This window comes from Xaviernesmea oryzae, assembly GCF_900109605.1.
Taxonomy (GTDB): Bacteria; Pseudomonadota; Alphaproteobacteria; order Rhizobiales; family Rhizobiaceae; genus Xaviernesmea; species Xaviernesmea oryzae.
In genome coordinates, this window is the sequence record NZ_FOAM01000002.1 from 247,183 (window position 1) to 270,372 (window position 23,190).

Annotated in this window: 25 protein-coding genes and 2 tRNA genes; 11 read left to right on the top strand and 16 right to left on the bottom strand. The window is 60.1% G+C overall.

Annotated features, from left to right (window positions below; all coding sequences use genetic code 11):
- Positions 1-164: 164 nt before the first annotated feature.
- Positions 165-323 (bottom strand): hypothetical protein, encoded by a 159-nt coding sequence (locus BMX61_RS24575; protein WP_170854889.1) that lies wholly within the window; start codon positions 321-323, stop codon positions 165-167.
- A 286-nt stretch (positions 324-609) separates the two neighbouring features.
- Between BMX61_RS24575 and BMX61_RS24240 the strand changes: the two genes are divergently transcribed.
- Positions 610-807, top strand: coding sequence for a hypothetical protein (locus BMX61_RS24240; RefSeq protein WP_075627666.1), 198 nt, complete (start codon positions 610-612; stop codon positions 805-807).
- 139 nt (positions 808-946) lie between these two features.
- On the opposite strand, the gene BMX61_RS02905 is transcribed toward BMX61_RS24240, so the two are convergent.
- Positions 947-1,540: an MgtC/SapB family protein gene (locus BMX61_RS02905; protein WP_075627665.1), complete on the bottom strand. Its 594-nt coding sequence runs from the start codon at positions 1,538-1,540 to the stop codon at positions 947-949.
- A 222-nt stretch (positions 1,541-1,762) separates the two neighbouring features.
- Here BMX61_RS02905 and BMX61_RS25290 point away from each other — a divergent pair, with 222 nt between their 5' ends.
- Both BMX61_RS25290 and BMX61_RS24580 read left to right on the top strand, forming a co-directional pair.
- Positions 1,763-1,894 (top strand): hypothetical protein, encoded by a 132-nt coding sequence (locus BMX61_RS25290; RefSeq protein WP_267890850.1) that lies wholly within the window; start codon positions 1,763-1,765, stop codon positions 1,892-1,894.
- Positions 1,895-2,384: 490 nt separating this feature from the next.
- Complete coding sequence (locus tag BMX61_RS24580; RefSeq protein WP_170854890.1) at positions 2,385-2,525, top strand: hypothetical protein; 141 nt, start codon at positions 2,385-2,387, stop codon at positions 2,523-2,525.
- A gap of 3 nt (positions 2,526-2,528) precedes the next feature.
- Here the strand turns inward: BMX61_RS24580 and BMX61_RS02910 are convergent, their stop codons facing one another.
- Positions 2,529-2,798, bottom strand: a complete 270-nt coding sequence (locus BMX61_RS02910; protein ID WP_075627664.1) for a hypothetical protein — start codon at positions 2,796-2,798, stop codon at positions 2,529-2,531.
- A gap of 379 nt (positions 2,799-3,177) precedes the next feature.
- Entirely contained in the window at positions 3,178-3,471 is a 294-nt protein-coding gene (locus BMX61_RS02915; RefSeq protein WP_075627663.1) for a hypothetical protein, read from the bottom strand.
- Positions 3,472-3,711: 240 nt separating this feature from the next.
- Here BMX61_RS02915 and BMX61_RS02920 point away from each other — a divergent pair.
- Positions 3,712-3,787 (top strand) — tRNA-Lys (locus tag BMX61_RS02920).
- 121 nt (positions 3,788-3,908) lie between these two features.
- On the opposite strand, the gene BMX61_RS02925 is transcribed toward BMX61_RS02920, so the two are convergent.
- The 4 genes from BMX61_RS02925 to BMX61_RS02940 all read right to left on the bottom strand — a co-directional run bounded on the left by BMX61_RS02925 (position 3,909) and on the right by BMX61_RS02940 (position 9,950).
- Complete coding sequence (locus BMX61_RS02925; RefSeq protein WP_075627662.1) at positions 3,909-4,415, bottom strand: GNAT family N-acetyltransferase; 507 nt, start codon at positions 4,413-4,415, stop codon at positions 3,909-3,911.
- Positions 4,416-4,680: 265 nt separating this feature from the next.
- Positions 4,681-8,469, bottom strand: a complete 3,789-nt coding sequence (locus BMX61_RS02930; RefSeq protein ID WP_075627661.1) for a vitamin B12-dependent ribonucleotide reductase — start codon at positions 8,467-8,469, stop codon at positions 4,681-4,683.
- Positions 8,470-9,167: 698 nt separating this feature from the next.
- Positions 9,168-9,665: a xanthine phosphoribosyltransferase gene (gene gpt / locus BMX61_RS02935; protein WP_075627660.1), complete on the bottom strand. Its 498-nt coding sequence runs from the start codon at positions 9,663-9,665 to the stop codon at positions 9,168-9,170.
- Positions 9,666-9,865: 200 nt separating this feature from the next.
- A tRNA-Leu gene (locus BMX61_RS02940) sits at positions 9,866-9,950 on the bottom strand.
- 519 nt (positions 9,951-10,469) lie between these two features.
- On the opposite strand from BMX61_RS02940, the gene BMX61_RS02945 reads away from it, so the two are divergent.
- Positions 10,470-10,781 (top strand): hypothetical protein, encoded by a 312-nt coding sequence (locus tag BMX61_RS02945; protein WP_083639433.1) that lies wholly within the window; start codon positions 10,470-10,472, stop codon positions 10,779-10,781.
- 5 nt (positions 10,782-10,786) lie between these two features.
- Here BMX61_RS02945 and BMX61_RS02950 read toward each other — a convergent pair whose 3' ends face one another.
- Together BMX61_RS02950 and wrbA are read right to left on the bottom strand one after the other, a co-directional pair.
- Positions 10,787-11,038: a DUF2188 domain-containing protein gene (locus BMX61_RS02950; RefSeq protein WP_075627659.1), complete on the bottom strand. Its 252-nt coding sequence runs from the start codon at positions 11,036-11,038 to the stop codon at positions 10,787-10,789.
- Positions 11,039-11,249: 211 nt separating this feature from the next.
- Complete coding sequence (gene wrbA, locus BMX61_RS02955; protein ID WP_075627873.1) at positions 11,250-11,849, bottom strand: NAD(P)H:quinone oxidoreductase; 600 nt, start codon at positions 11,847-11,849, stop codon at positions 11,250-11,252.
- Between the two features lie 158 nt (positions 11,850-12,007).
- Here wrbA and BMX61_RS02960 point away from each other — a divergent pair, with 158 nt between their 5' ends.
- Entirely contained in the window at positions 12,008-12,775 is a 768-nt protein-coding gene (locus tag BMX61_RS02960; protein WP_075627658.1) for a competence/damage-inducible protein A, read from the top strand.
- Between the two features lie 168 nt (positions 12,776-12,943).
- Positions 12,944-14,251 carry a GSCFA domain-containing protein gene (locus BMX61_RS02965; protein WP_075627657.1) on the top strand — a complete coding sequence of 436 codons (1,308 nt, stop codon included), beginning with the start codon at positions 12,944-12,946 and terminating at the stop codon, positions 14,249-14,251.
- Between the two features lie 88 nt (positions 14,252-14,339).
- Here the strand turns inward: BMX61_RS02965 and BMX61_RS02970 are convergent, their stop codons facing one another.
- Positions 14,340-15,035 (bottom strand): hypothetical protein, encoded by a 696-nt coding sequence (locus tag BMX61_RS02970; RefSeq protein WP_075627656.1) that lies wholly within the window; start codon positions 15,033-15,035, stop codon positions 14,340-14,342.
- A gap of 416 nt (positions 15,036-15,451) precedes the next feature.
- Here BMX61_RS02970 and ilvA point away from each other — a divergent pair, with 416 nt between their 5' ends.
- Complete coding sequence (gene ilvA / locus BMX61_RS02975) at positions 15,452-16,708, top strand: threonine ammonia-lyase (protein ID WP_075627655.1); 1,257 nt, start codon at positions 15,452-15,454, stop codon at positions 16,706-16,708.
- Between the two features lie 381 nt (positions 16,709-17,089).
- Positions 17,090-17,407, top strand: coding sequence for an HlyU family transcriptional regulator (locus BMX61_RS02980; RefSeq protein ID WP_075627654.1), 318 nt, complete (start codon positions 17,090-17,092; stop codon positions 17,405-17,407).
- Positions 17,408-17,423: 16 nt separating this feature from the next.
- Here the strand turns inward: BMX61_RS02980 and BMX61_RS02985 are convergent, their stop codons facing one another.
- The 5 genes from BMX61_RS02985 to BMX61_RS03000 form a co-directional block, all read right to left on the bottom strand.
- Positions 17,424-17,897 carry a DUF1203 domain-containing protein gene (locus BMX61_RS02985; protein ID WP_075627653.1) on the bottom strand — a complete coding sequence of 158 codons (474 nt, stop codon included), beginning with the start codon at positions 17,895-17,897 and terminating at the stop codon, positions 17,424-17,426.
- Between the two features lie 157 nt (positions 17,898-18,054).
- Positions 18,055-18,630: a GNAT family N-acetyltransferase gene (locus BMX61_RS24970; protein ID WP_075627872.1), complete on the bottom strand. Its 576-nt coding sequence runs from the start codon at positions 18,628-18,630 to the stop codon at positions 18,055-18,057.
- Positions 18,631-18,644: 14 nt separating this feature from the next.
- A complete protein-coding gene (gene sseA, locus BMX61_RS24975; protein WP_075627652.1) occupies positions 18,645-19,514 on the bottom strand; it encodes a 3-mercaptopyruvate sulfurtransferase in 870 nt (289 codons plus the stop codon).
- Between the two features lie 103 nt (positions 19,515-19,617).
- Positions 19,618-20,361, bottom strand: a complete 744-nt coding sequence (locus tag BMX61_RS02995) for an alanyl-tRNA editing protein (protein WP_075627871.1) — start codon at positions 20,359-20,361, stop codon at positions 19,618-19,620.
- A 13-nt stretch (positions 20,362-20,374) separates the two neighbouring features.
- Entirely contained in the window at positions 20,375-21,415 is a 1,041-nt protein-coding gene (locus BMX61_RS03000; RefSeq protein WP_075627651.1) for a cysteine synthase A, read from the bottom strand.
- A gap of 267 nt (positions 21,416-21,682) precedes the next feature.
- On the opposite strand from BMX61_RS03000, the gene BMX61_RS03005 reads away from it, so the two are divergent.
- Positions 21,683-22,333: a ChrR family anti-sigma-E factor gene (locus tag BMX61_RS03005; protein ID WP_075627650.1), complete on the top strand. Its 651-nt coding sequence runs from the start codon at positions 21,683-21,685 to the stop codon at positions 22,331-22,333.
- Between the two features lie 49 nt (positions 22,334-22,382).
- On the top strand, positions 22,383-23,186 hold the full coding sequence (locus BMX61_RS03010) for an SDR family NAD(P)-dependent oxidoreductase (protein WP_075627649.1): 804 nt from the start codon (positions 22,383-22,385) through the stop codon (positions 23,184-23,186).
- The last annotated feature ends 4 nt before the right edge of the window (positions 23,187-23,190 follow it).

Below are 23,190 nucleotides of genomic sequence, written 5' to 3' on the forward strand. Positions count from 1 at the left end.
GACAGGAAGGGAACCGCGCATCCCGGTGAATGGTCGCTTGCCCAGGCATAAGGATGCAACGCGCGTCTCGGCTTGAACCAGTTCGACCGATCTGCGGTCGCGCGTCGTTCCTTCACAACCCGCATGCCTGATCTTATGCGTGCGCCGTGAGCGGTGGCGGACGCTCAAGCGTGGATGAAGCCGAGGGCCATGATCGTTATGTAGAGGGCGACGGCGATGCAGAGCACGCCGCCGATGACGAGCGCCAGCATCCGTCCGCTCATGCGCTGGTTGCGGGCCTCCTGCGCTGAATGCGCATTGGCGTTGGCCGGATCTTTTTCCACAATGAGGAACTCCTTGTTACAGCCTGCCCAACCGGTCGCCGCCGCCGGGGTTCCCTATGGATATGTTTGCGAAAGGGGCCGGCCAGGGGGAGGCAAACTACTCATGAAAGGATTGCAACCGGATTTACATTAAGGCTGCAGGACTATAATCCTAGAGGAAAACAAACCTAACCGTGATGGTGGGATGTGCAGGGCAGTGGAAAGACTCGAATGACGGCCTCCTGGGAACAAAGCAGCGGCCCCGCCATTCTTCTCCCTGAACGCCGATAAACAGGGAGTGAAGATCATGGCAAATGTCGACCAGAACAGCCCGAAGGCGTCGCCTGCCGTCGAATCGCTGCGCAAGGAACAGATGCAGGCAAAGACGTCGGGAGACGAACTGCAGAAGGGCCTTGAAGACACCTTCCCGGCGAGCGACCCCGTCTCCGTCACCAACAGCACCACGCCGACGGGCCGGACCGACAAGGGCGAGACCCAGCATTAAGGTAATCTTGTCCTTCGGGACTTGATCCATGGATTTTGAAAGGCGCGTTCAGATGCGCCTTTTTCTTTGTCTTCCAAATCTATGATGATTGGCTCCGCCAGAAGAGACTGAAATCGATGCAGACGTGCCGCAGGGTATTTCAGGAGGGTTGAGCAGTGGACGGTGGCAATTGCTTCAGGGCCTTCACGCCATCAGCGAGATCCGCGGCCTGAGGCCTTCCATGATCGGGCGCTTCGGCTTCCTCGTCAGGCACATGGCGCTTCATCCTGTGCCGGCGTTCAAGCTGATAGATGGCCGTCAGGGTCAGCAGACAGGCGGCCATTGAGAACAGGGCGACCGGCCAATAGCCGAACCCTATGGCTAGGCCAATGGCGGCCGCCAGCCACATGCTTGCGCCCGTCGTCACGCCGTGAACACGTCCACGCGCCATGACAATCGTGCCGGCTGCCAGAAAGGCGACGCCGCTGGTCACCGCCTCGACAACGCGCATAGGGTCGATGCGCACTTGCTCCCGGCCAAAATCTTCCAGGTGAATGCTTTCCACGGAAATGACGGCGAAAACACAGGCTGCAAGCGACACCAGGATATGCGTGCGCAGGCCGGCCGCCTTGTTGCGCGCTTGTCGCTCATAGCCAATCAGCGCCCCGGAGATGATGGCACCGCAGAAGCGGGCAATCATGACGGGATAGGGAAGGTGCGCATTGGGAAGGAGATCCGCCAGAATTGCATCCATAGGACGCCGAACAGGCCGGGCAGCATAAAGTTTCGTCGGGCGCCGTGACGCTTCTATGACGCCCATGTCCGAGCGCGACTGCTAGATCTCGCGGGTTTCGCTGCCCGCTCGAAGCGGAACGAAAGCCGGGTGCACACGTTGTTTCGCGGTCGGTGTACCGACCTTTGTATCATCATCTTGCCGGAAAGACCGCTGCCCGCAGACGAAACCCTGGAGCCCGCCATGCCCATTCCCAACCCGCGCCGCGAGGCAGCAGACACGCAATATCGCTCGTTCATGATCCGGGAATTGCTGATCTGGCTGGTGGGAATTCCGGTGCCGATTGCGGCCGTTATCGGCTATCTCGTTCTGTAAGCGATGCGGTGCTAACGCACGTCATTTTCTGGCTGATTTTGCTTGCGTGCCGATAGGCCGCTTTGAACTCGTAAATGGCGTTGTGTTGCTGTGTTTTCGGGTGATGGCTGGCGTTCCGCATTTCGGTCTGCTCGCAGCCGCGATCAGGCAATGGCGGCCAGCATGGCGAATGTCAGGCCGGAGACTGCAGTCAGCGCTATCATGATTACGATCAGCTCTTTCATCATGAACCGATACATCGCCGTTTTCCCTTAAGATTCCCGTTTCCGCGCTTGGCGTCATTTACTATTTGGTTATAAATGCGCCGAACCGAAAGATGTTTCATTGGACTCACGAGTCTTTGATGATTCGCCCTTTGCGGAGCATGACAGGCAGGTGACGGGATCGATCTGTTAACGGTGTTGGCGGGCGAGACCGATGTGCCAGCGCTCAGCGGGGCAGAAAGCCACGCCGAGCCATCGGCCGGAGGCGCTGTGTAGTGGAGGATGGAATGAAGCAGATCTCGATGCCCGCAGGGCTGATTTTCATCATCTGCCTGACGGCGCTTGTCTGCACGCTGGCTCTGGTGCCGCGCCGTTCCTTTTCGCCTGCGATCGGCATGGACCGCGAAATCGTCTCGCTTTCGCGCTAGGATCTACTGCAGGGTCGGCACGTCACCATCCAGGAAGAAAGACTTGATGCCGTCGCGCTGAACCGTGGCGAGAAATTCGTCGAACGCCTCCCGATCCGTCGGGAACGGTTCGTCCCATTCGGTCACGTCGTCATCCGGCGTGACGACGGCCAGCCGCCAGTCAAGCTGCGTGCCGGCCGGCCGGGAAATATCCACCAGCACCGTCAGCCCATCCTCGGTGAATTCCCCCGCCAGCTCCGAATATTCCAGGTCGGGCTCGTTGTCGTTGGCCATGTCGCTCCTCCTTGGATCCGGACGTCAAGCGCAGCATCTGCGCGCCTGTCAAGAGACAGCCCTACCGCATCCGCCCCTCGATCGGAATCCATGAAGAGACATATGCAGTGATTTTCGCTGTTCCGGCATCCTGCGTTTGATCAAGGCAGGATACCGGCGAGCAAGATGCCCATCTTGCGGGTGCTGCAGTCGGGCGAGCAGACCATGATCTGCCGAACGGGCTTCGACGGGCAGAGTTCGACCGGCGCTGTTTCGCTATAGCTATTGGGTGGCGATCCGCTGCGTTAGGCTGCAGAAGGCGAGGGGCGGATCCTGCATTGCCGGTCCGCTGCGTATAGAGCGCCCGCCGCTTTCGCACGACAGGCTACACTGCATGCCTTTAGAACACGGGCGGATGGCAGACCTTGACGAAGCGCGTTCCCTGCCAGTCCGTCACCTTCAGAAGACCGCATTCCAGTCCGGTCCATTGCGCCACGACGATGCGCCGGGGATGATGGCGATGGTGGTGACGGACCGCGTGATGGCGATAAGCCTTGTGGCGCACGACATGCTTGTAGGGCACCGGCTCGACATAGCCGACGGGGTCCGCGGCCTTGGCTGATGACGGTATGGCAAAGGGCAGCGCAACGACGGCAAGAGCGGCAGTAAGCAAGGTGAGACGCGGCAGCTGCATCGATCTTTCTCCTGATAACATTCTTCTGCCTGATTTAGCGCAGCCGCAACACACGGCCAGAGGCTGCCGCTGCAAGAAAACGACGTCTCGATCCGGTCGAGCGACGCCGTCTGCGGCGCCGGCCAGTGCGCTTTTCAGGCTTACCAACAAAAATGCCCCGTCACGGGCTTGACCCCCGCCAGCCCCCCGTGCATATGAACCGCCCATGCCCCGGCGCCGCTCAGCGGCCACCTGCATCGGGAGCGCGTAGCTCAGTCGGTAGAGCAACTGACTTTTAATCAGTAGGTCCTGGGTTCGAATCCCAGCGCGCTCACCAAGATAAGTCCCTCGATACAGAAACACCCGATTGGATTGCTATAAAAGATCCGGCTTGATCGTCGATCCATCAGGATCGCGGGTATCGGCCTGTCGCATGCGCGCCTTGCAAAAGGCTTTCGCTAGAACTTTCGAATGAAGAAGCGCTCGGTCGCCTTTACCGCCTTGGGAATATCGCGAAATGGCGACACCCGTCGGAAGCCCGTGGATTGATAGAGGGTGAGGGCGGCGTGCATGTAGACCGTCGTCTGAACCAGGACCGCCGTTTGCCGGTGTTGCTCAGCAAAGGTTAGCGCCGATGCAAGCAGACGCCGGCCAATCCCTTGTCCACGCCCCGCTGGATCGACGTAGACGCTGTGCAGCTCCATGCGATGCTCATCGAAAGGAGCGATGCCGAGGCAGCCGAGCAGGGCGTCATCGTCATACGCCAAAAGCAGCGTGGCCGACATGTTGTTGAATTTTTGCTTGAGCGCGCTGGCATGTTCATCGGCGTGGAAGAGGCTGAGCACCAGCGCAGGGTCCAGCCCCTGCGCGCCGCCCTGTGCCGCATCCCAGGCGGCGAAATGCCCAAGCAGCGCTTCGGCGGCCCCGTAATCCCGATCTGTCTCGGCAGCTGTGATGGCGATCATGAGCAGAGTTTCTGGAATGGATGAAGCAGGCGGCTTGGGCGCTTCGCCATGTCATTGATCACCGACGAAAGGACGATACGCGCCTGTTGGAGTGGCGAAAATCACCGTGAAGTTCAGCCTGATGCTTCGAACGTGAAACATCCGGACGCAGGACGCGTCCGGATGCCTATGCTTGAAGCGGTTGCTACGGTGCTGCAAAAGAGCCCCTGAACCGGCTGGTGGAGGCAGGTCGCCGGCTGAAAAAGACCCGGCGACACCGCCCCTATCAGCTGCAGCCGCTGGTCGCCCCGCAGGTGTCGCACTTCTCGCAGGTGCCGTTTCGCACCATGGTGAAGTTCTGGCACTCCGAGCACATATTGCCGGTATAGCCCTGGGCGATCGAGCGCATGCGCCGTTCGTTTTCCACCTTTTTGGCGTCAGCCTTCGCGTTGGTCGCCTCGGCGGCCGCCTGCTCGGTGAAGAGGGCCGTCAGGGTTTCCGTCTCGTCCTCGGCGATCTCTTCGGCCAGTTCCTTGGCACGCTCCTCATAGTCGCGCTTGAAGGCGACGACCTCCGAGGTGGCGATGGCGCCGACGGTTTCGAGCTTGCGCACGGTGTTGCCGGTAATCGCCGTCACCGTGGCGCTGGCCTTGGCGGGAGCACTGGCCGCGGCACCGCGCGGCTCGCTGCCGGCGGCCGAGGCAGTGGACACCAGCGTCGGCTTGTAGCCCCGCGTCAGGCCCTTGGAGACGACATCCGCCTTGCCTTCCGAAACACCACGGCCGAGCGCGGTGGCGGAGAAGTCGGAGGTGTCGACATGTGCGAGGTCATGACGGCCGAGATAGGAGATCGCCAGCTCGCGGAAGACATAGTCGAGGATCGAGGTGGCGTTCTTGATCGCGTCATTGCCGGTCACCATGCCCGCCGGCTCGAACTTGGTGAAGGTGAAGGCATCGACATATTCTTCGAGCGGCACGCCATATTGCAGGCCGAGCGAGACGGAGATGGCGAAGTTGTTGATGAAGGCGCGCAGCGCCGAACCTTCCTTGTTCATGTCGAGGAAGATTTCGCCAAGCCGGCCGTCATCATATTCGCCCGTGCGCAGGAAGATCGTGTGGCCGCCGATCTTGGCCTTCTGGGTGTAACCCTTCCGGCGCGACGGCAGCTTTTCCTGGCTGCGGATAACGCGCTCGACCACGCGCTCGATGATCTTCTCCGTCACCGTGACAGCCTGGGCGGCGGCTGGCAGTTGGAGCAGCTCCTCCAGCGCATCCTCGTCGTCCTCATCCTCGATCAGTGAGGCGTTGAGCGGCTGGGACAGCTTGGAGCCATCGCGATAGAGCGCATTGGCCTTCAGCGCCAGCTTCCAGGAGAGCATGTAGGCCTTGCCGCAATCCTCGACCGTCGCCTCGTTCGGCATGTTGATCGTCTTGGAGATCGCGCCGGAGATGAAGGGCTGGGCCGCCGCCATCATGCGGATGTGGCTTTCCACCGAGAGATAGCGCTTGCCGATCTTGCCACAGGGATTGGCGCAGTCGAACACCGAAAGGTGCTCGGCCTTCAGGAAGGGGGCGCCTTCCAGCGTCATCGCGCCGCACACATGGATATTGGCGGCCTCGATGTCCTTCTTCGAGAAGCCGATATGGTCGAGCAGGTTGAAGCTGACATCGGCCAATTGCTCGTCGGACACCTTCAGCGTGGTCTTCAGGAAGTCGGCGCCGAGCGTCCACTGGTTGAAGACGAACTTGATGTCGAAAGCAGCCTTGGTCGCGGCGTTGATCGCCTCGATCTTCTCGTCGGTGAAGCCCTTGGCGCGCAGCGTCGAGGGGTTGATCGCCGGCGCCTGGTTGATGTTGCCATGGCCGACGGCATAGGCCTCGATCTCGGCCAGCTGGCTTTCCGAATAGCCGAGCGTGCGCAAGGCTTCCGGCACGGCGCGGTTGATGATCTTGAAATAGCCGCCGCCGGCCAGTTTCTTGAACTTCACCAGTGCGAAATCGGGCTCGATGCCGGTGGTGTCGCAATCCATGACAAGGCCGATCGTGCCGGTCGGCGCGATCACGGTCGTCTGGGCATTGCGATAGCCGTTCTGCTCGCCGAGCGAGACGGCCTTGTCCCAGGCGGCCACAGCGTGCGCGATCAGATCCTGATCCGGGCAATCGCCATGGATCAGTGCCACGGGATCGACGCTCAGGCCCTCGTAGCCCTTGCTCTCGCCGCGGGCGGCGCGGGCATGGTTACGCATCACGCGCAGCATGTTCTCGCGGTTCGGGGCAAAGCCGGGGAAGGGGCCGAGTTCGCCGGCCATCTCTGCCGAGGTGGCGTAGGACACACCGGTCATGATCGCCGTCAGCGCGCCGGCAATCGCCCGGCCCTCGGTCGAGTCATAGGGAATGCCCGAGGACATCAGGAGGCCGCCGATATTGGCATAGCCGAGGCCGAGCGTGCGGTATTCGTAGGAGAGCTGGGCAATTTCCTTGGAGGGGAACTGCGCCATCATCACCGAGACTTCGAGCACGACGGTCCAGAGACGCACGGCATGTTCGTAATCGGCGATGTTGATGCGCTTGGTCGCGGCATCCTTGAACTGTATGAGGTTCAGCGACGCCAGATTGCAGGCCGTATCATCCAGGAACATATATTCCGAGCACGGATTGGAGGCACGGATCGGGCCGGCCGCCGGGCAGGTGTGCCAGTCGTTCATGGTGGTGTTGAAGTGCAGGCCCGGATCGGCCGAAGCCCAGGCGGCGTAGGAAATCTGTTCCCACAGCTCGCGCGCCCTCAGCGTCTTGACCACGCGGCCGTCCTTGCGCGCCGTCAGGTTCCAGCTGCCGTCGCTTTCCACCGCGCGCAGGAAGTCGTCCTTCAGCGAGACGGAATTGTTGGAGTTCTGGCCGGAAACGGTGAGATAGGCTTCCGAGTCCCAATCGGTGTCATAGGTCTTGAATTCGAGATCCTTATAGCCCTGCTGGGCGAACTGGATCACGCGCTTGACGTAGTTTTCCGGAACCGAGGCTTTCTTGGCCGCGCGGATCTCGCGCTTCAGCGCCGGGTTCTTGGCCGGATCGAAGCAATCGTCGCCATCGCCCTCGCAATTGATGCAGGCCTTCATGATCGACTTCAGGTGCTTGGAGACGATCTTGGAGCCAGTGACGAGCGCCGCCACCTTCTGCTCTTCCTTGACCTTCCAGTTGATATAGGCCTCGATATCGGGATGGTCGATATCGACCACGACCATCTTGGCCGCGCGGCGCGTGGTGCCGCCCGACTTGATGGCACCGGCCGCCCGGTCGCCGATCTTCAGGAAGCTCATCAGGCCGGACGACTTGCCGCCGCCCGAAAGCTTCTCGCCTTCGCCGCGCAGATGGCTGAAGTTGGAGCCCGTGCCCGAGCCATATTTGAACAGGCGCGCCTCGCGCACCCACAGATCCATGATGCCGCCCTCATTGACGAGGTCGTCCTGCACCGACTGAATGAAGCAGGCATGCGGCTGCGGGTGCTCATAGGCCGAGGCCGAGCGCGTCAGCGTGCCGGTGAAGGGATCGACATAGAAATGGCCCTGGCCAGGGCCATCGATGCCATAGGCCCAATAAAGCCCCGTGTTGAACCATTGCGGCGAATTCGGCGCAGCGCGCTGGGTGGCCAGCATATAGGCAAGCTCGTCGCGAAACGCGCTGGCGTCTTCCTCGGTGGCGAAATAGCCGCCCTTCCAGCCCCAATAGGTCCAGGTGCCGGCCAGGCGATCGAAGACCTGCCGCGCATCGGTTTCCGAACCGTATCGCGCCTCTTCCGGCAGCGCCTTCAACGCCTTTTCATCGGCCACGGAGCGCCAGAGGAAGGAAGGAACGTCGTTCTCCTCGACTTTCTTCAGCCGTGCCGGAACGCCGGCCTTGCGGAAATATTTCTGCGCGAGAATGTCGGCCGCGACCTGGCTGAACTGCTCAGGCACGTCGATGTCGGCCAGCCGGAACACGATGGACCCATCCGGATTGCGGATTTCGCTGATCGCCTTGCGGAAGGCGATCTCTGCATAGGCCGACTGCCCGGCCTTGGTGAAACGGCGTTCGATCTTCATGGCTGTAGGTCCTCGTGTCCCTTTGCACCCTGGCTCCCTAGGGAGAGCGGATGCTGCGACTGTCCGTCGAAATTAAACTCGTGCCTGAAAGCACAGGTGCTCCGTCCGGCCACGCGTATGCGGCCAGGGGCGATCATCGTAAGGATGCTTAATCGCATCATATATAGTGTAGTCTAGCCTGTCTGCCTACTAGATATGGTAACAAACCTGATTTCGCATTTGTTCCGGAGGATGAGAATTTTTAACGGCGACATGGTTCACGGCAGCCTTTGCAGGCAGCGGCTCCGGTTGGTGCAAAAGGTGAGGCTTCAGGCGAGCCGGCACAGGGCGCGGACCCCGCTTGTCAAAGCGTGCGGGCGTCATGCCTGCATGAAATTGATTAACTGTGAGTCAGGCCCAAGCGTCAAGGGTTTGCGTGTTATCGTCCACTGCCCATCTACATCTTGTGGATAAGCCGGCTCATGACAGAATCAAGAAAATCAGAGACTTGGGGGCGGTGTTGCGCTTCAGGCCAGATTGTTCCCCGAATTCTTGGGGATAAGATGTCGTTGTCGCCAAAGATTTTCATCCACAAGAAGGCGCGCATCGCCTTCATGTGGAGCAGGGGGCAGTCAACGGGGCGGTTGGCTCAAGCCAAGAGGCGCCAGATTGCCGTGCTGCGATCGCTACGCGCTCTTCCACACGCCCGTCTGGCGGGCTCAGCCCATATGCCCCTTGGCAATCGGCTCCTGATAGGTAAAGCCCATATCCCAGGGGAAATAGATCCATGTGTCCTGACTCACCTCCGTGACGAAGGTATCGATCATCGGCACGCCCTGCGGCTTGGCATAAACGCAGGCAAAGTGAGCCTTGGGCAGAAGGTTGCGCACCTCCCTTGCCGTCTTGCCGGTATCGGTCAGATCGTCGACCACCAACACGCCGTCGCCGTCTTCCGACATCAGCGCTTCGGTAATGCCCTTCAGCATCATCATCTCGCCCTGGTTGGCGTAATCATGATAGGAGGCGATGCAGACCGTCTCGATCAGGCGGATGTTGAGCTCGCGCGAAATGATCGCCGCCGGCACCAAGCCGCCGCGCGTAATGCAGACAATCGCGCGAAAATCCCGCTTCAGGCCCGACAGCCGCCATGCCAATGCACGGGCGTCACGATGAAACTGGTCCCACGACACGGGAAAGGCTTTTTCGGGCAGGGACATGACGGGGCTCCAGAAATCGGCAAAACAGGTAGATCGGCGAAAACAGCGTGCGCGCAGTCATTCCCGCATGGCGGAAGCGCCTCGCGCAAGCCACCGGTTTTGCGGCAATCTCAAGCCAGTTTCAAGCAGGTGCGATTCGTTTGACGGACCTTGTTCAAGGCTTTTTCAGCCAAGCTCACGCCGACGATCCAGAGGCCGTCTGGTGCGGACGACGGGGGTCGAACCCGTATACCCTGAGGTGAGGGATTTTAAGTCCCTTGCGTCTACCAGTTTCGCCACGTCCGCATTCAAAGGCTTCAATAACTTAGCCTGCCGTCCGATGGAAGGGCTGCTCAACGCGATTTGTGTTGTGCAAATCAGGTTCGCCTCACGCCCTTGCGACCACGTCTGAGCACGTTATTCCGGGCATCACGATGCCGATGGATATGTCAACCAAATGGCAGGACAGCGCTCAAGCATATCCGCCGAGCGGCCGACGTCATGTCAAACGCCGAACGAATTTTCTGCTTAAAATTGTCTTGAAATTGTCGAGAAGACCGGAGGCGCCCAATCGGGTTCGTGTCGACGCAAGATCAACGTGCGCGATATCGATGTCGTTTACCATAAGGCACTGATGTGATGGACGGACAATCATCACACAATCATTTTGATTGTAGAAATCCGAGCCGCAATCAGGTGGCGGCGGAGAGGCGTGGAAGTGAGCGGGATGAGCGAGAAGGTCCAAAGGGCAGCTGCCACGACAAGACGAAGCGCGTTCTTTGAAGCCTTGCTTACGGCAATCCGGCGCGGATGCGGCGCAGGGCGATGATGAGCCCAGACCGTGAGAACTCCCTTGCCGACGCGGCGAAAGCGGCCGTGCCCTTGGAATGGCGGCCTCTGCCCAATCAATCTCTCTGCGCCATGCTCGGCGAACAATTGATGGCGCAGATCATCCGGGTCGACAGCAAACGACAATGGCGTTGGCGGATCGTTCAATGCGATGGCGGAGAATATTGTGACTTCGAATGCGCGACCTGTCTCGACCAGGCCAAGACGGCCGTTCAAGCGCGCATCGATGCCTGGTTCCGCTCGACCGGTCTGATCCATATTGCCGACCGGATCGAGCGAAGCGAGTGACCTGCTCAGGCGTTCGAGCGGTCGTCCACCACCACCTCGGGACGGTCACCGCCCTCGGCATGTTCATAATGCCAACGACCGCGCGCATCCTGGAAGCTGATCTCCTCATCGTCGCCGCCGACCTGCTGTTCGGCAGCCGCCGTGCGCGCGGCCTGCAATGCCTTGTCATGCGTCGAAAAGGTCTCTGAAAACACATCGCCAAGCTTGTAGGCCCAGCCTTCGTCATGTTCGACGATCTCGTAAACGATGCGTGTCATTCGATCTTTTCCTTCTAGCACCTGCACTGCGCTCGTCTAGCCAACCAATGCCGATGTCATGGTATATGTCACCTTGAGCACGGCCTCGTGAGCCTTGGATCAAAACGCAAAAGCGGGCCCTTCGTTCCCGAGGACCCACTTCGCGATGGCGCTGAACGGGGGGGGGCTGAAGCGCCGTCTTAGCCATGGGCCTGCGCTTCAGCCCACCGGATCAGGCTGAAAGCTTGGCAGCGATCTTAGCCACATGCCCGCCCTGGAAGCGGGCACCGTCCAGTTCGATCTCGGACGGCATGCGTGCGCCATCGCCACCGGTAATCGTCGAAGCGCCATAGGGCGAGCCGCCCTTGATCTCTTCGAGGCCCATCTGGCCTTGGAAAGCGTAGGGCAGGCCGACGACAACCATGCCGTGATGCAGCAGCGTGGGGATGAAGCCGAGCAGCGTCGATTCCTGACCGCCGTGCTGCGTGGCAGAGGATGTGAAGGCGGAGCCAACCTTGCCGACCAGCGCGCCGGACGCCCAAAGGCCACCCGTCTGGTCGATGAAGTTGCGCATCTGAGAGGCCATCGTGCCATAGCGCGTGCCGCAGCCGAAGATGATGGCGTCATAATTTGCCAGTTCATCCGGCTTGGCGATCGGAGCGTCTTGATCCAGCTTGAAATGGCTGGCTCTTGCAACATCTTCCGGCACGAGTTCGGGAACGCGCTTGATATCCACCTCGGCGCCGGCTGAGCGGGCACCTTCCGCGACGGCTTTCGCCATTGCTTCAATATGTCCATAAGACGAATAATAGAGTACCAAAACCTTCGCCATCGTCATCTCCTTTTGCTCTCACGCGGGCGCGCGCCGTTGCTAGACATAGCAGCGGCGCCGCAGCCGGCCACTGCTCGACAAGAGCACAGACCGTTCAAGGAAATTTGACAGTGACGTCCAGGTACTGAACGATCACGATTTTCGACCGAGGCCACATCATGACCCTGCCTTCCACCGTTACCGCTGCCATGCTCGCGATTGGCGATGAACTTCTGTCCGGCCGCACAAAGGATAAGAATATCGGTCATCTGGCCGAGGTCCTAACTCTGGCCGGCATCGATCTGAAGGAGGTGCGGATCGTGCCCGACGAGGAGGAGGCGATTGTCGCGGCGCTCAATGCTCTGCGCGGCGCTCACCGTTATGTCTTCACATCCGGCGGCATCGGTCCGACTCACGACGACATCACGGCCGATGCGGTGTCTCGCGCGTTCGGTGTCGAATGCGTGCACGACCCGGATGCGATGACGCTGCTGGGCGACATGTACAAGCGCCGCGAAATGGAATTCACGGAAGCACGGCGGCGGATGGCCCGCATGCCGATCGGCGCGCGCCATATTCCCAATTCCGTTTCCACCGCGCCAGGCTTCATCATCGGCAATGTCTATGTCATGGCAGGCGTGCCGCAGGTGTTCCAGGCGATGCTGAATGCCGTCCTGCCGCAGCTCGAAACCGGCGCCAAGGTTCTGTCCCGCTCGGTGCGCTCGCCCTATGGCGAAGGCGATATCGGCGGTCCCCTCGGCGAGGTGCAAAAGCGCCATCCCGAGACGAGCATCGGCTCCTATCCGAAATTCGATGGACAGGCTTTTTCCACCGAACTCGTCATTCGCGCGCGCGACGAAGCGGCCCTTGCTGCAGCCGAGGCCGACATCGTCGCAATGCTGGATTCCATAACGATCGCCCGGTCATCGGGACATGCCGATGCTTGATAGGGTTCAGAGGTGTGTTGCAATGACGAAACAATCAGAAGTATTTTAAATCTACTTCAGGTTAGATATTTAGAAATTAGATGAATATAGCTATTTGGTGACGTAGACATGAGGTTCGTGCAAGGGTAGCATTTCTGAACTTTTCCGTAGATGTCGTCGGGGGGACGGATGTCGACATTCGCATTTCAGCAGGACGGCGAAACGCGCCGGACGTCACGCAGCTTTTTTCGGGGCGAAAATACGAATTTTCACCCGACCGACGACTCTCTTCGAGGTCCTACCGCGCTTTCGGAATATCTGATGAAGGGGTGGATCCCGAGCAGCCGATTTGTCAGTAAAGACACCGCTATTGTTGCATTTGGATCATGTTTCGCGTCGAATATAAGTAATTACCTTCATGGCCGCGGATATAACGTTCTAAATCGTGGAAATAACGATGCCTATGTAACAAAGATCGGCGATGGTATGGTGAACACCCATGCCATACTCCAGCAGTTCTTGTGGGCATGGGAGAACGTGGCGCCTCAGGCATCCGTATGGCATGGTAAAAAAGCAGAGGATTTCGAGCAGGAAGAGGGGGTTCGTCTCACGACGAAAGCTCTTTTTGATGCGGCCGATCTATTCATCATCACGCTCGGCCTGTCTGAGCTATGGTACGATGAGCCGACTGGCGAGGTTTTCTGGCGCGCCGTTCCTGCAGATGCTTACGATCCCCAGCGCCATAAATTTCGAACAGCCACGCATTCAGAAACCCTCCATAACCTAGAAAAAATATATTCCTTAATTAAAACCCATAGGCCAAATGCGCACATCCTCTTCAGTGTGTCTCCCATTCCGCTGACGGCGACTTTCCGCCCGATATCGTGCTTGACTGCGGACGCGGTGTCCAAGGCAACAATTCGCAGCGCATTAGACGAATTTCTGCAGGCCCATAGCGACAATAAGAGCCTTCATTACTTTCCAAGTTACGAAGCCGTTAAGCGCATTTTCCATTATCAGTGGGGCGAGGATCGCCGGCATGTTCGGCGTGACGTGCTCGACTTCAACATGAAGATGTTCGAGCATTATTACTGCGACCCCGGTCTGGAAGAAAATGAACTCAGAGCTGCTTATGACCATGCGTGGGAACTCGATATCAATCGGGCAGAAAACGTCCGTGGCAGAGACCGGATCTTTTACGAGGAGAAGCGCGCGCAGACCAAGAAGGCCAAGATTGACGCGCGGATCGCAGCGCGAGCGGAACTGCGCCGCCAAGAGCAGCAGCGTGTTCTTGCTGAGAAGCTTGAGAAGCGCAAACAGTCAACATTATTAGCGTTCATCGACCGGACGAACGCAGCCTTTGCTTGGATTTATAAATACTTGCGGAAGCGTCTCGGGCACACGGCTAGCGTCGTTCTATTTTGGATCTTCAGAGCGGCGGTTGTCTTGCTTGCGCTCGACAGTCTTACAGGCTGGATCTCACTCATCGGCGAATAGAATTGCAATATGCCGCAGTTGGAAAATTATTTTCCTTTCTAATTGGTGAGTACTCACAGATATTACTTCACGATATCGTAGATTTATCTCACGGTTGTGTTGGCGTTGTAGTCGTTTCGGGTGTGGGGGCTTGAGGTGGCGGGGACAAGGCTGGCTCCGCAGTTGCCGTGATGGAAAAGGGCTGCTCGATAATCGCGGTCTTGTCGCTATTGGCATCGTTGAAGCGGAAGCGCAGCACATAATCGCCAGCTGGTGCGCCCGCCACGTCGATTGTCAGCGTCGCATAGATTTCCTGGTTGCGCTGGAAGCTGACGAAGCGAAAATCGCCAAAGGCTTTCTGGCCGGCGAGAACCTTGCCCTGTGGATCCAGAATGTCGAAATCGACGGTGAAATGGGTTTCGAGCTTCCCGGCCTGCGGTGAGCTGACCCAGCTGAGGCCGACGGGTTCGACATAGGAGATGAGGCTTTCCCCTTGCGCGAAATCATGGTTGGGCCGTGGGTCGTACATGGCATAGCCCGAGGGCTCACCGCTGACAAAGGCGGCGCGGGCAATGGCCAGCGGCAGATTGGCGGAGAACTCGCCGATTGCCGTTTGAATCGTGGCGCGGGCACCGGCGGCGTCACCCTCGGTTGCCTGAATCTCGGCACTGGCGGCGGCATCGCCAAGAGGACCCGCCCAAGCCATCTGCGGTGCCAGCATGCTGAGCGCCAGCGCGCTGCCTGAAACCAGCCGGACAAAACAGCGTTCCGCCTGACGGTCTCTCCTTCTCTCGGCAAACGCCATGTCGCTCGTTCCTCCCAAAAGCATGCTTGTCTTCAACAGCCTCATTTCACATGAGTTTTCGGTTTCGCCTTCGGCTTGTCAAGCAAGGGGCGCCCGGTTTTGCGCAGGGTCGATGGAAAGATCGAAAACAGGGCATTGGCGAATATCGTCAATGATGGTCCGATGCCGATGCGGGCTCTGGCGAAAAAGTGTCGAGGCGGCCCGAAAGCGTCAGCCATTATGACCCGATAAAGGATGGCATCCTTGGCTTTTCATCAGGGAGGAAAGGTTCTACACCGCGCCAGATGCGGGCAGGCCAGGGCACCATTGCTGCTCGCGCCGGCCGATGGCGCCATGGGCGGATGCCTGTCACGCGCTTGGCATGAGCGCCAGCGCACGCCCGGCCCGCCGCAGATCGAAGAGAGGATGGCGAGGATATGAGCGACAAGGATGCCGTGCGGGAAGCGGAGCAAGCGGTACGCAGCCTGTTTGCGCCGACGCCGTTGCAGCTGAACGAGCATCTGAGCGCGCGCACCGGCGCGACCGTCTATCTGAAACGTGAGGATCTCTCGCCCGTTCGCTCCTACAAGATTCGCGGGGCCTTCAATTTCTTCCGCAAGCAGCTGGCCGGCGGACAGAACGAGGCACGCCGCTTCGTTTGTGCCTCCGCCGGCAACCATGCCCAGGGTTTCGCCTTTATCTGCCGCCATTTTGGCGTCGAGGGCACCGTTTTCATGCCGGTCACGACGCCGCAGCAGAAGATTGACAAGACGCGCATGTTCGGCGGACCTTTCATCACGATCCGGCTGTTCGGCGACTTCTTCGACCAATGCTACAAGGCAGCCCAAGCCTTCACGGCGGAAACCGGTGCCGTCATGGTCCCGCCTTTCGATCATGCCGATATCATCGAGGGTCAAGCGACGATCGCTGCGGAAATCGAGGCGCAACTGCCGGATGGCGTCGTGCCGGATCTGATGCTCATGCCAGTCGGCGGCGGAGGGCTCTCGGCCGGCGTCACAGGGTATTTCGCACGGGATTTGCCGTCGAAGACCTTTCTCTTCTGCGAACCGGAGGGTGCCCCCAGCCTGAAGCGCAGTCTGGAGAACGGCGCCGTCGTGACCCTCGATCAGGTCGACAATTTTGTCGATGGTGCCGCAGTTGGCCGCATCGGCGACCTGAATTTCGCGCGGCTGAAGCCGTTTTCCGCCGATCAGGTTCTGCTTCTGCCTGAAAATGCGGTCTGTGTGACGATCATCGAGATGCTGAATGTGGAAGGCGTCGTGCTGGAGCCGGCCGGGGCGCTGGCCATCGCCGCGCTCGATGCCCTGCCGCCAGAAAGGCTGAAGGGGAAGACCGTGATTGCCGTGGTCTCCGGCGGCAATTTCGACTTCGAGCGCTTGCCGGATGTCAAAGAGCGCGCCATGCGGCACCTGGGGCTGAAGAAATATTTTATCCTCCGTTTAGCCCAGCGCCCTGGCGCACTTAAGGATTTCCTCAACCTTCTCGGCCCTGAGGATGATATTGCACGTTTCGAATATCTGAAGAAATCCGCGCGAAATTTCGGCTCGATCCTCATCGGCATCGAAACGAAGAGGCCTGAAAATTTTGCGGCGCTCAAGCAGTCCTTCGATGCGGCCGGCATGAGCTATCAGGACATTACCGAAAACGATATTCTTGCCAGCCTGATCATCTGATCGCGCCGCTCAAGGTGTTGAGACGGCGCCGCCCGAAGCCCATCATGGACCTGCGGGCGGCGCGCACCAGCGGCGTCGGCTGCTCAGGTGCCGAAGCTTGCCGCCGATCTTGAGGAAGGCTCCGTCGCATGAAAGACAAACCCAGCAACACTGCCGAACAACGGTTTTGAACGCGCGTTGCACATCAGCGAAAAAAATTCTCCGTTTTCGAGTCCCGCTCCACCTGGTGACGTCGAACATTGCCCTTGTTAAGCACGCAGCGTAACGGCTATGCGACGAGATGAGACGCCAGAGCGGCGCTCAAAAAGATCATCGGCAGGGCGGGGCTTGGTGTCCTGCCTGGCCTTTGACAAGCTTCATAAGCAGGGCTAAACAAACGCTATGGCATCTTTTTTCTCTCGATTGTTCGGTGGCGGCAGCCGCCAGGAAAGCGACACGGCCCCGGCTGACAGCGCCACGCTTCAGGAACAGGACATGACGATTCGTGCCCGGCCGATGAAGGAGGGCGCCCAGTTTCGTCTGGCGGGCGTCATCGAGAAGGTGGTGGACGGCAGCTTGATGACCCGCAGCTTCATCCGCGCCGATCTGTTCACCTCTGAAAAGGATGCCGCCGATGCGGCCCTGCGCAAGGGCCAGCAGATCATCAAGGAGCAGGGCCGCCTGCTCTTTGCCGATGCCGAGGAAAGCCGGACGGTCTGACTCCGGTCGAGCTGCTTCAGCCTTCAGCACGCACAATGCGGCATTGGAAGCAGTTGTTGCGCGCGGAGCGGATATCCACAAAGGCAATATCGTCGCGCGCGAGCAAGGTCTCGGCTCTGGCTGCGATCTCTGCCGAGGCGGTGACCGCGCCCGTGCCATAGACGATGCGCTCATTCGCGCCATAGGCTTTGACGAGATAATCTGGACTGCTGGTCAGGATCGGCGGCAGCGATGCGCCGCCCTGATAGGCAGGGCATGCGTCCGCATGCAGGAAGATCGGCCCGGTTTCCGCATAGGGATGAAGAGTGCGAAAGGGCCTATAAGCCAGGGTCATATAGGACTTGCCCGCCTCTATGTTGTCAAGGCAATGCCGGCAAGGCATGCCGTCGCCATCTGACTGATGGCGTTCGGGTTTCAGGCCATAAGCATCACCCGCGCCGCGCCGATAGGCCTCCGCAAGATCAGTTGGCATGGGGCAAAAGCGGATCATTGACGTCTCCTTCGGTGTTGATGACGAAGGAGCGTTGGCATGCGTTTGGGGCGCCAGCCACCCGTTTCCGACAGCCGCCGCCGATGCCGCACGTCAGACGGTGAATGACGCGGCAGAGCATCTCCGCTTTTGGCTCGGAATGCCCTGCCTTATGCGTTCAGAAGCTGTTGACCACGGCGTGCAGTTCCGCCTCGCTCAGCGGACATTGCTCGGCCTCCCGTGTAGCCACCGGTGAAAAGCCGAATTGCTGGTAGAGCTGCAGGGCGCGCGGATGGTCGAGCGTATTGGTTTCGACCGTAACGGTCTTGGGGCTCAGTGCCCAGGTCGCATAAAGCGCCTGCAGCAGAAACCATTTGCCGAGGCCAAGGCCGAGCGCCCGTTCGAACAAGCCAAAGTGCGAGAGCTCCACAGTGTCATCGTCCAGCTTGCGCGTTTCGAAGAAACCGGCCGGCGCGCCATTGACATAGAGCACGCTGACGCAATTGCGTTCGTCGTGCAGAAGCGTGGACAGCTCGTCCTCGCTCATCCTCAGCCGCTCCACCCACTGCCAGCGGCGGCCGACCTGCAGATAGAGAAAGCGATAGAAAGGCAACGGAATGTCCGGCACGCGCATGATCGCCGTCTGGATATTCACCGGCATCGGCAGGCTCTGTTTCGGCGGCGCCGTCATCGTCAGCGTCGTCACCTGGATGCGAACCGGTGTTTCGGCGGTTTGCTCGATCGTGCTCGTCATCGTCATCGGCTCTTTCATTCCTTCCCCGTCACGACATCCGTGTCGTCTCGGCTGCCCCATTCGGCCCAGGAGCCGTCGTAAAGCGTGTGGTCGCGATGGCCGAGCGTGCTCAAAGCCAGTGAGATGACGGCAGCCGTCACGCCAGAGCCGCAGGAGGTGACGACGGGACTGCCGAGATCGATTCCGGCCTGGGAGAACGTCTGCCTCAACCCCTCAGGAGATTTAAGCTTGCCGCCTTCGGTCAACTGGCCGATCGGCAGGTTATGCGCACCCGGCATATGGCCGGAACGCATGCCCGCGCGCGGCTCCGGCTCTTCGCCGGTAAAGCGGCCTGCACTGCGCGCGTCGGCAATCTGCCGCGCAGCTGAGGAAACGATCGCGCGCATCTCATCCAGGCTGGTCACTGCCTTTGCGTCGAAGGCCGGGGTGAAAACGGCGGGAGCCACGTCAGCCGAGGCCTCGGTGACCGGGCGCCCCTCCGCCTTCCAGGCGTCGAAACCACCATCAAGGACGAAGACGGATTGGGCACCCATCACCTTGAGCATCCACCAGGCGCGCGGCGCACTGAAAAAGCCGGGTCCGTCATAGACGATGATCGTATCGGTTTCGGATAGACCGAGTGCGCCGACGGCCGCCGCGAAGGCATCGGGGGCGGGAAGGGTGTGCGGAAGGCCGCTTGTCGGATCGCTGATCGCGTCCTGATCAAAGAAGACCGCGCCGGGGATGTGGCCTGCGGCAAATTCCGCCTTGGGATCGCGCTTGTGCGCCGGCAGATACCAGGACGCATCCACCACCTTGATCCCAGGGGTTTCCAGACGTGCTTGCAGCCAGTCGAAGGACACGACGTGGCACACCGGTTGTGAAGGGCTGGAACTTGCAGACATCGGCGCGTCTTTCTGATCGGATGAAACAAGAAACCGGACAGGCTAAGCCGAATCGCGGGCGGATGGCGTGAAACTGGCGGCGGACGGTGTAGAGCGTATGACTTTATGCGCCTGCCTGCTCCGCTTTGCCAAAGCGGATGCGAAATCTCCGGTTTTCCTTGCCCTTCTTTTCGATGCGGGCAATGTGGATCTCGCCCACCTCCTGGGTTTCGGAGACATGCGTGCCGCCGCAGGGCTGGCTGTCGATGGACGCATCCTCGCCGATCACCACCAGGCTCACGCGGCCAAGTCCCATGGGCGGGCGGACATTCTTGCTTTTCACGATCCCCGGATTGGCCGCCAGGTCGGCATCGGTGATCCAGCGGAGGCTCACGGGATGGTTCTCGCGCACGAGGCGCATCAGATCCGCGGTCACGGCATGCCTGTCGATCGCTTCGCTCATGTCGAAATCGACCCGGCTTTCGTCCTCACCCACGGCGGCGCCGGTGATCGGGAACGGGCAGACGACGGACAGGAGATGACAGGCCGTGTGCATGCGCATCAGCCGGTAGCGGCGCGGCCAGTCGATATGCGCGGTGATGATTTCGCCGACACTCAACGCCGGGGCGCCCTCGGCCGGGCGGTGAAGGATGATATCTTTCGTCGCGCCATGCCGTGTCTCGACGATCTCGACACGGCTGCCATCGGTCCGCTCAAAAAAGCCGATATCGCCCGGCTGGCCGCCAGAGGTCGCATAAAAGCAGGTCTGGTCAAGCAGGAGCGACCCGTCTTCCGCCACGTCGATTACTTTGGCCTCCACGGTCGAGAGGTAGAAGTCGTCGCGGAAGAGAGGCTGCGTGGTGGGCATGATGATCGATCGCTTATCCGGCATTCTCGTAAGGAATGGAGACTTCCTTCACATTCGTCAACCAGCCAGGCACCGGAAGGCCTTTGCTTTTCAGGAATGCAGGATTGAACAGCTTGGACTGGTAGCGATTGCCGTAGTCGCACAGGATGGTCACGATCGTATGGCCGGGGCCGAGATCGCGCGCTAGGCGGATCGCACCGGCGATGTTGATGCCCGACGAGCCGCCCAGGCAAAGGCCTTCCTGTTCCACCAGGTCGAAGACCAGCGGCAGCGCCTCGGCATCGGTGATCTGATAGGAAAAGTCCGGCGTGAAGCCTTCGAGATTGGCGGTGATCCGGCCTTGGCCGATGCCTTCCGTGATCGAGGAGCCCGAGGATGTGAGCTCACCGCTGGTATAAAAAGAAAAGAGCGAGGCGCCCTCCGGATCGGCAAGGCCGATCTTGATATTGGGATTGAAGCCGCACAACCCCTCTGCCACGCCAGCCAGCGTGCCGCCCGAGCCGACCGCACAGATGAAGCCGTCGACCTTGCCGTCCGTGTCCCGCCAGATTTCGGGCGCAGTGGTTTCGACATGTGCCTGACGGTTGGCGACATTGTCGAACTGGTTGGCCCAGATGGCCCCGTTCGGTTCGCTCTTGGCAAGCTCCGCCGCCAGCCGACCCGACAGTTTCACGTAATTATTGGGGTTCTTATAGGGAACTGCCGGCACCTCGACCAGTTCGGCCCCGAGGAGCTTCAGGGCGTCCTTCTTTTCCTGGCTTTGCGTCTCGGGAATGACGATCACTGTCCGGTAGCCCAGCGCCTGGGCAACCAGAGCGAGGCCGATCCCGGTATTGCCGGCCGTTCCCTCGACGATGACGCCGCCAGGCCGGAGGCTTCCCTCCCGCTCTGCGGCGCGGATGATGGAGAGCGCCGCGCGGTCCTTGACGGACTGTCCTGGATTGAGAAATTCGGCCTTGCCGAGAATGTTGCAGCCGGTTGCCTCGGATGCGCCCTTCAGCCGGATCAAAGGCGTGTTGCCGATGGCGTCGAGAACGGAAGCGAGAACAGGCATGGCGATGAACCTTTGCAAAGATCGGATGAGTGGCCAGAGAGGCCGAAGATAGGCAGCACACATACGCATGCAAGCACGGTATCTGGCCTCTGCTCCCTGATGTCTCGCGCCGGTGTTGCGCTTTCAAGGAAATTTCTACCTGCGAAACGGGAAGAAAGGTAAAAATCCACCGCAACGATCCCCAAAAAACCTGGGTGATCCACTGATTGACCCATTGCGTAGGAGAACGATAATTTCTTCAAGGGGCATGATGCAGGTCTTGGAAAAATGAAGGGTGTTCAACTGGACACGGTCGATGCCTTGATGGCGCAATATGCCGCTGGCATGCTGCCGGAGCCCGTGCACGTCCTCGTGTCGGCGCATCTGGAACTGCGTCCGCAGCAGCGGCGAAAGGTGGCGGCGTTCGAAGCGATCGGCGGCGACATGATCGAGACCGCCGCACCGGTGGCGCTGAACGACGCTGATGCCGCGCTTGCCCGCATCTTCGCGAGCCAGACTCAGCCGCATTGCGAGCCCGCACCGGCTATGATGTCCGATGATCCGCTGTTTCCGGCCGTGCTGCGCGATTTTGTCGGCTTCGGCTCGAAGGAGGTTCCCTGGCGACGCAAGCTGCCGGGCTTCAAGGAGCATATGATCGGCAAGATCGATGGGTGCGAGGTCAGCCTGTTCTGGATTCGGCCGGGACGCACCATTCCTGCGCATACGCATGACGGCCTGGAGATTTCTCTTGTGCTGGGCGGGGCTTTCCATGACGGACGCGGCCGTTTCGAGCGCGGCGATATCTCGGTGGCTGACGACAGTGTCGATCATCGTCCGATCGCGGAAAATGATGCGCCCTGCATCGGTATGGCGATTGTCGATGCGCCCTTGCGGTTTACCGGCCCCTTGCGTCAATTCCTCGGCGATCTGATCGGATAGGCTCATGCCTGCGTATCGTCCTGCATGGAAGCAGGAAGGAGCGCCAGATATGACCGATTTCACCGCCCGCCCCGAGAATGGCTGCGCCTGGGTCACCGGCGCCAGCTCTGGCATCGGCCGCGCGGTCGCGCTCAAGCTCTCGCATGCTGGATTCTCCGTTGCCGCCACGGCGCGCGACGAGGAGAAGCTGGGTTCGCTTGTCGCCGAAGGTGCCGGGCGCATTCATGCTTTTGCCGGGGATGTCACCAACGCCGAGGACATGACGAAGATGGTGGAGGCGATCAGTGTTCGGCTCGGGCCGCCGGCGCTGGCTGTGCTCAATGCCGGCGTGTTCATTCCCGTCCATGGCGAACGCTTGAGCCAGGAGGATTTCGACAAGACCTTCGCCGTTAATTTGAATGGCACTGTCTATTGCCTGGTGCCGGCTGTTGCCGCCATGAAGCAGGCCGGACGCGGGCAGATCGCGATCGTCTCCTCCGTTACCGGCTATGGCGGCCTGCCGACCAGCGCCGCCTATGGCGCCACAAAGGCGGCGTTGATCAATATGGCCGAGAGCTTGCGCTTCGATCTCGACAAGCTCGGCATCCGCATGCAGGTCATCAATCCCGGTTTCGTCGATACGCCGGCCACCAAGCAGAACGAATTTCCAATGCCCGCTCTTGTCACGCCGGAGGTGGCGGCACAGGAAATCGTCGAGGGTCTTGGCCGAGGCGGCTTCGAGATCACCTTTCCGCGTCGGTTCACCTACGGGCTGAAGGTCGCCCAGTTGCTGCCCTATGGCCTTTATTTCGCGCTCATCAATCGCGTGACCGGATGGAAGAAGCGGCCGCTGAAACAGGCGGACGACGTTTGACACC